The 7,395-nt window shown below is 66.0% G+C and carries 6 protein-coding genes; 1 reads left to right on the top strand and 5 read right to left on the bottom strand.

Annotated features, from left to right (window positions below; all coding sequences use genetic code 11):
* Positions 1-211: 211 nt before the first annotated feature.
* Complete coding sequence (locus A5646_RS01990) at positions 212-1,819, top strand: multicopper oxidase family protein (RefSeq protein ID WP_067019502.1); 1,608 nt, start codon at positions 212-214, stop codon at positions 1,817-1,819.
* Between the two features lie 3 nt (positions 1,820-1,822).
* Here A5646_RS01990 and A5646_RS01995 read toward each other — a convergent pair whose 3' ends face one another.
* The 5 genes from A5646_RS01995 to A5646_RS02015 form a co-directional block, all read right to left on the bottom strand.
* Positions 1,823-2,638, bottom strand: coding sequence for an alpha/beta fold hydrolase (locus A5646_RS01995; protein WP_067019504.1), 816 nt, complete (start codon positions 2,636-2,638; stop codon positions 1,823-1,825).
* A complete protein-coding gene (locus A5646_RS02000) occupies positions 2,638-3,627 on the bottom strand; it encodes a cyclase family protein (protein WP_066865712.1) in 990 nt (329 codons plus the stop codon). Before A5646_RS02000 ends, A5646_RS01995 begins: the two co-directional genes overlap by 1 nt.
* Positions 3,615-4,442 (bottom strand): coniferyl-alcohol dehydrogenase, encoded by an 828-nt coding sequence (locus A5646_RS02005; RefSeq protein WP_066865709.1) that lies wholly within the window; start codon positions 4,440-4,442, stop codon positions 3,615-3,617. The genes A5646_RS02000 and A5646_RS02005 overlap by 13 nt, the downstream gene beginning before the upstream one ends.
* A 23-nt stretch (positions 4,443-4,465) precedes the next feature.
* Positions 4,466-5,767 carry an LLM class flavin-dependent oxidoreductase gene (locus A5646_RS02010; RefSeq protein ID WP_066878004.1) on the bottom strand — a complete coding sequence of 434 codons (1,302 nt, stop codon included), beginning with the start codon at positions 5,765-5,767 and terminating at the stop codon, positions 4,466-4,468.
* A 2-nt stretch (positions 5,768-5,769) separates the two neighbouring features.
* Positions 5,770-7,395: FAD-binding protein (locus A5646_RS02015; protein ID WP_067019506.1), on the bottom strand; the 1,626-nt coding region annotated here is incomplete at its 5' end.

Raw genomic sequence — 7,395 nt, forward strand, 5'->3', positions numbered from 1 at the left:
ATGTCGATGGGGGCGGTGTGGCTGTGTGAGGTCCTTTCGGCCCAGAAGCGTTCGCGCGGGGTCACTCTCACACGGGGGCAAGCCGCCACAGCGTTGTTCGAGCATGCCCGCGCACACGCCCGATAAGCGAAAGGTCTAGCGCTGGCTGTTGCGCTCCGCCTAGCATCCAAGCACGAGAACGTTGGGGCGAACCAAAGACGAGGAGCACCAATTGCCCGTGCAACCGACCAGCGGCGCGCCCTTCGACAGAACTCGGCTCACCAGGCGCGGTTTCATGGCCGCCGGCATCGCCGGCGGGTTGGCGCTGACGGCGTGCAGTCAAACCAAGCCCGAGCCGTCGGGCAGTGCCCGGATGTCGGCGGCCATCGCCGAAACCGAGGCAGCCCGACCGCATAGCGGCCGCACCGTCACCGCCAAGCTGACGGCCCAACAGGTCCAGGTCGACCTGGGTGGACCGATCGTCCGCACGCTGGCCTTCGGCAACGGCATCCCCGGCCCGGTGATCCGCGCCAGCATCGGCGACGAGGTCGAGGTGACGGTGTCCAACCGACTCGACCATCCGACGTCGGTGCATTGGCACGGCATCGCCCTACGCAACGACATGGACGGCGCCGAGCCGGCGACCCCCAACATCGCGGCCGGCCAGGATTTCACCTACCGGTTCTCGGTGCCGAATTCCGGGACCTACTGGGCACATCCGCATACCGGCCTCGACGAGGACACCGGTCTGTATCTGCCGGTCATCGTCGACGACCCGACCGAGGGCAACTACGACGCCGAGTGGATCGTCGTCCTCGACGATTGGACCGACGGCGCCGGAAAGAGTCCCCAGCAGCTCTACAGCGAACTGAGTAACCCGAACAAGCCTCCGCAGAACGCGCCCGAAACGACGACGCCGACGACCACGACGACGGAGACAAGTTCATCGGCGTCGGAGACGACGTCGACCAGCCCGACAGCCTCGACGAGCGCCGCGCCCCCGCCTCCGGCGGCGGGCGTCGGCACCAGCGACCTCCTTGGCGGCGACGCCGGAGACATCGCCTACCCGTACTATCTGGCCAACGGGCGAATTCCCGCCTCGCCCATGACCTTTAATGCCAAACCAGGCCAGCGCATCCGCATTCGCTTCATCAACACCGCCTCCGACACCACCTTCCGGGTGGCACTGGCCGGTCACGCGATGACGGTGACTCACACCGACGGCTACCCCGTGGTGCCCGCGCAGGTCGACGCCCTGCTGATCGGCATGGCCGAACGCTACGACGTCACCGTGACCGCCGCGGACGGTGTCTTCCCATTAGTCGCGGTCGCCGAAGGCAAGAACGGCCTGGCCCGCGCAGTGCTTTCCACCGGGGCCGGCAGCGCACCCGACCCGCAGTTTCAACCCGCCGAACTCACCAAGCGGGTGGGCACCGTCGAGATGTTCACCGCGACAACGCCGGTCAACCTTGGCCGCCCGGACCCCCGGCTCAACCTGCCCGTGGTCCTGGGCGGCAACATGACGCAATACAACTGGACGATCAACGGGCAGCCCTACGGCAAGACGAATCCGCTGCACGTGCACCAGGGGCAACGGCCGACCATCACGTTCGACAACACGACGATGATGTATCACCCGATCCACCTGCACGGGCACACATTCCAGGTGATCAAGGCGGACGGGAGCCCGGGCGCCCGCAAAGACACCGTCATGGTGCTGCCCAAGCAGAAGCTCGCCGCCGTGCTCGTCGCCGACAATCCCGGCACCTGGGTGATGCACTGCCACAACACCTATCACCAAGTGGCGGGAATGATGACCCGCCTGGACTACGTCTTCTGACGTTCAGACCGCGCCCAGGAAATCCAGCAGCATCTCGTCTACCACCGAGGCCTGCTCGATCTGGGGGCAGTGTCCGGCCTTCTCGACCACCACCGAGCGGGCGCCGTCGACCTGCTTGGCGATCTCGGCGGCCCAACCGGCCGGAAGGAGTTTGTCGCCTCCCCCTTCGACGACCAGCGTGGGCACGCCGATGCGTTCGTAGGCGCGAGCGCTCGATGGCGTCGCCGACGGCGTGGCTCCCGGGCGGCGAAACCTGGCCGCGGCGACGGCTTCCCACGCCCCCGGCGCGGTGCTCGATTCGTAACGACGCCGTACGTAGTCGTCGTCATCGGGATAGCCGGGGTCGAAGAACAACGCCTCGACGATGCGGCGCATCGCCGGCAGCGTGGCGTCATAGTTCTGTAGCGCCTCGAAATGCCGGTTCTGCTGGATTTCTCCGCCGCCGCAGATGATCACCAAGCTGCGAACCGGCAGCAGCGGGGTCTCCGACGTGGCATCGGTGAGCAGATTGATGGCGCCCATCGAATTGCCGACGAAGTGCGCCGAGTCGACCCCGAGCAACTCGCAAAACCGTGCCACATGCCGGATCCGCATGCCGCGGCCGTCGACGAAATCGATGACCTTCGCGGATTGCCCGAATCCCAGCTGGTCGGGCGCCAAGACCCGATATCGTGCCGACAGCGCGGCGAAGTTGCGTTCCCACCCCAGTTCGGCGCCGGCGCCGAACTCACCACCGTGCAGCAGTACCACCGGGTCGCCGTCGCCGGCTTCCAGATAGCTGGTGGTCAGCCCATCGACCGACAGCGTTTTGCGCTGCATCACTTGATCGCGATCGGGTTCACCGGCGAGCCCACTGCCCCAACGAATCTCAGGGGCGGTGCGATGAGTTGAAACTCGTACACACCGTCGGCGGCGCAGTCGGCGGCCAGTGCCGTGAAGTCCCAATACTCGCCGAGCATCAGGCCCATGTCGCGCAGCGTCAACAGGTGGAACGGCAAGAACACGCCGTCAACCCCGGACACCGGGTCTTCGACCTGGAGATTGTCGGACGCGACCGCGGCGATCTCGTGATCGTGCAGCCACTGGGCGCACTGCCAGTCCAGGCCGGAATACGGTTCGGTCTTGTTGCCCGTCTGCAGGAACCTCGTCCACCAGCCGGTGCGAATGAGCAGGATGTCACCGCGCCCGATCGTCACGCCCTGGGAGCGGACGACATCGTCCAATTCCGCTGGAGTGATGGGTTTTCCATGCTCCAGGAAGACCTCCGCGCCGCGATGGCGCACCACATCCAGCAGGACACCGCGCGAGGTGATGCCCTTGCCGTCAACCTTCTCGATGCCGAGGTGGCGGGCCCCGAGGCTGGTCACCGACCCCGCCGGAATCCCGTTGTAGAGCTTGTCGTCGTAGTAGACGTGCGACAACGCGTCCCACTGGGTGGCCGCCTGCAGCGGCATGATGATCATGTCGTCGTTGAACCTGAACAGGTTGTCGACGAAGTACGGACCCATCTGCGCCGCCGTGGGATTGCGATCCCAATTCGGGCCGTAGTGAGCGAGCGTGCTGGCGTCACCACCATCCACCGTCATCACGTGAATGGGATTGTGCCGAAAACCGAAGGCGCCCTGCGGCCCCGACGACCCGAAGTCCACCCCGAGCGGAAAAACCTTGCCGTGGCGGACCAAACCCGCTGCCTGGGCGATCTTTTCGGAGGTGATGAAGTTCAGCGTGCCGAGCTCGTCGTCATCGCCCCAGCGGCCCCAGTTACTGACATCGCGAGCGGCCCGGCGAAAGTCGGTCACACTGGCCACGGAGCACGTCCTTCCTCGAGTTCGCCAGCGATCGCGGCGCCCACGTTTCCGCCGTCAACCCACAACACCTGGCCCGAAATATAGCTGGCGGCATCGCTATTCAGGAAGAGCAGAACCGAGGCCTGCTCGGCGGGCTCGGAAACGCGACCCAGCGGCTTGGGGATGTCGTCGAGAAAGCCCTGCCCGTAGGCGGTGCGCAGCTGGTCCAGGATCGGCGTCTCGGTCACGCCGGGACCCGTGCAGTTGATGCGGATTCCCCGCGCGCCCAGTGGCGTGGCGCTGCGCATGGTGTACAGGATGATCGCTTCCTTGGACAACTGATAGCCGGTACCCAGCACGTCGGGATGCTCACGGCACCAGTCGATGCCCGCCTGCATCGTCGCCGTATGCAGCAGCGGCGCCACCTCCCGCAGGTGCTCCCGATAGGCGGCCGCCGCGAGCGATGACACGCTCACGATGGACGACCCCGCGGACATCTTCGGTATCAGCGCCTCGGTGAGATGGCGCATCCCCAGGAAGTTGACGGTCACCACCAGCAGCGGGTCGCCGATCCCGGACGACACGCCGGCGACGTTGAACAACGCGTCGACCGGACCGGTCACGTCGGCTACCGCCGACTCGATCGATGTCCGATCAGCCAGGTCGACCTCGTGGAACCCGTCGATCGCGAAGTCCGGCCGTCGCTTGTCCAGGCCGATGACTTCGGCCCCGAGCTCGCTGAGCTGCCGCACCACGTGTTCGCCGATGCCGGAGGCACATCCGGTGACCACCGCACGGCGACCGTCGTAGCGCCACAGCTCGTCGATTGCTCCCAAGGCTCGCCTCGAAATTCTCCGGTTTACTTCTGCTGTTCCTTCGCGCGCTGCGCCGCCTGCACGCGGCCTTCGTTGATCTCCGCCATGGCTTCGGGGATCTCACTGGCGGTGAACTTACCGCCGCGGCCAGTCGGGAGCCCACCAAACGAGTAATCCTCGTCGAATTGCGGTGCGGTCGATTCCGGGCGACGCGACTCCACCTTCTCGATGACGGGCTCCAGCCGCTTCGCCTTTTCCGCCACGGCCTTCGCGTCGCGCTCGATGAACTCGGGAAGCACCTCGGAGCCCATCAGCTCGATGGATTCCATGGTGCCCTCGTGGCTGCGCGGGTTGAGCAGCAGGATGATCTCGTCGACGCCGCTTTCTTCGTAGCCGCGGAGGAACTCGCGCACCGTGGCCGGCGATCCGATCGCACCCCGGCCGGGGCCGTACGCCAGCGTCGGATCCTTTTCCACCTCTTCGAGATAGCGTTGCCACACCCCGGTGCGCCCCGGCGTGTGCACCCCCGTCATGTAGTAGTGCATGATTCCGAACGAGAAGAATCCGCCGCCCTGTCCGAGCCGCTGCAGGGCCTGCTCATCGGTCTTGGCGACCATCATCGACAGGTCGCCGCCGATGGCCAGGATGTTCGGGTTGATGCGGGGGGTGACCGGGACGCCGTTCTCCTCGAACTCCTTGTAGTAGCCGTTCACCCGCTCGGTCAGCGGACCGGGACCCGTGTAGGCGAAACTCAAAGCGCCGATGGCCTTTTGCGCCGCCATCTGCACGCTGGCCGGCCGCGTGCAGGCGACCCACACCGGCGGGTGCGGCTTTTGCAGCGGCTTGGGGACGACGTTGCGTGCCGGCATCTGGACATGCTCGCCGTTGAACCCGGTGAACGGTTCTTCGATCATGCAGCGGATCGAGACCTCGAGGGCCTCTTCCCACTGCGCCCGCTTGTCGGCGGGGTCGATGTTGAATCCGCCGAGCTCACCGACCGACGACGATTCCCCGGTGCCGAATTCGACGCGGCCGTTGGACAGCAGGTCGAGCGTGGCGATGCGCTCGGCCACCCGCGCCGGGTGATTGACCACCGGCGGCAGGTGCATGATGCCGAACCCCAGCCGGATGTTCTTGGTCCGCTGGCTGGCCGCGGCCAGGAAGATCTCCGGGGCCGTCGAGTGGCAGTACTCCTCGAGGAAGTGATGCTCGGTCAGCCACACGGTGGAAAAGCCCGCCTTGTCGGCGGCCTCGACCTCGTTGAGACAGTCCTGCAGCAGGACGTGTTCGTCGTCGGGCGCCCAGGGCCGCGGCAGGGCGAATTCGTAGAACAGCGAAATTTTCATCGTTACCTCCTATGAGTATTAGCGGCTCGGTTGGCTGCCTGTGCCGCAACGTGTTTCGCTGCGACGTAGCCGAAGGTCATGGCTGGGCCGATGGTCGCCCCGGCACCGGCGTAACTGCGGCCCATCACCGGTGCGGAGGTGTTACCCACTGCGTAGAGGCCGGGCACCACCGTGCCATCGGTCCGCAGCACGCGGGCGTGCTCGTCGGTCAGGAGACCGCCCGAGGTGCCCAGGTCGCCGAGCACGATCCGGAAGGCGTAGTACGGCGGATCGCCGAGGGGGTACAGGTTCGGGTTGGGCAGGGTGTGGTCGCCGTAGTAGTTGTCGTACACGCTGTCGCCGCGGTTGAAATCGTCGTCGTGTCCCTTGCGGGCGAGTTCGTTGAAGCGGCGGGCAGTTTCGGTCAGCTGGCTTGCGGGCACGCCGATCTTGGCCGCCATCTCGTCCCATGACATGGCCGCCTTGACCACACCGGATTCCAGCCAGGCCGATGGGATTTTGCGGCCGGTGGGCACCGGCGCCCCCGGAATTTTCGGTATGGGCAGGTGTCCACCGACGACGTAGCGATTGAACGATCTGTGGTCGGTGATCAGCCAGCAGGGGATGTGGGTGATGCCGGACCTCTGGCCCTCGATCATGGCGTGGCCGAAGTCCATGTAGGGAGCCGCCTCGTTGATGAAGCGCTTGCCCGCACCGTTGACGATGAACTGGGCCGGCATCATCCGCTCGTTGAGCATGAACTGCATCCGGCCGTCCGGCCACTGGATCGCCGGGAACCACCAGGCTTCGTCCAGCAAATCCGTTGCGGCGCCGATCTGTTGGCCGGCGCGGATACCGTCGCCCATCGCCGCGGGATTGCCGAAGCTCCAGTCCTGGTCCACCTCGGGCAGAAGTTCTTTGCGCCAGGCCAGATCGTGGTCGAATCCCCCCGACGCCAGGATGACGCCCATACGTGCGCCGATGCGCTGTGTGTCGCCCTCGCGTTCCACCACCGCTCCGGTGACCGCCCCCTCGGAATCGGTGAGCAGTCGCACCATCGGCGACTCCAGCCACAGCGGGATGCCGCGTTCCCGGAGCGCCAGCCGGAGCCGGGCCGCGAGCGACTGACCGATGGCGGCCATCCGCTCGCCGAACACCCGGGCCCGGACCATCCGCGAAATCAATTTGAGCAGCACACCCTTGCCTGCCCATGACTGCCTGATGCGGTAGAACGTGCGCAATTCCTTGGGGCCTAGCCAGATTCCCTTCGGTGCCAGCGCCAGCGGCTGCAGCAGCTTCTGCTCGTCGGCACCCAACTTCCGCAGGTCGATGGGCGGCACGTTAATGGTGCTGCCCAGTTCGGAGCCCCCGGGCAACTCGGGATAGTAGTCGGCATAGCCGGGCTTCCAGACGAATTCAAACCATCCGGACAGTTGCTCCAAGAACTGCAGCATCTGTGGTGCCGTCTCGACGTACTGCCGTAACCGTGCCTCGCTGACCAGGCCGTCGGTGATCCGTTTGAGGTATTCCACGACGCCCTCGGGCGAGGGCACATAGCCCTCCCGCCGCTGCGCGGGGGCACCGGGTACCCAGATGCCGCCGCCGGACAGAGCGGTGGAACCGCCGAAGTGCGAGGACTTTTCGATCAC

The organism is Mycobacterium sp. 1245499.0 (genome assembly GCF_001673615.1).
Taxonomy (GTDB): Bacteria; Actinomycetota; Actinomycetes; order Mycobacteriales; family Mycobacteriaceae; genus Mycobacterium; species Mycobacterium europaeum_A.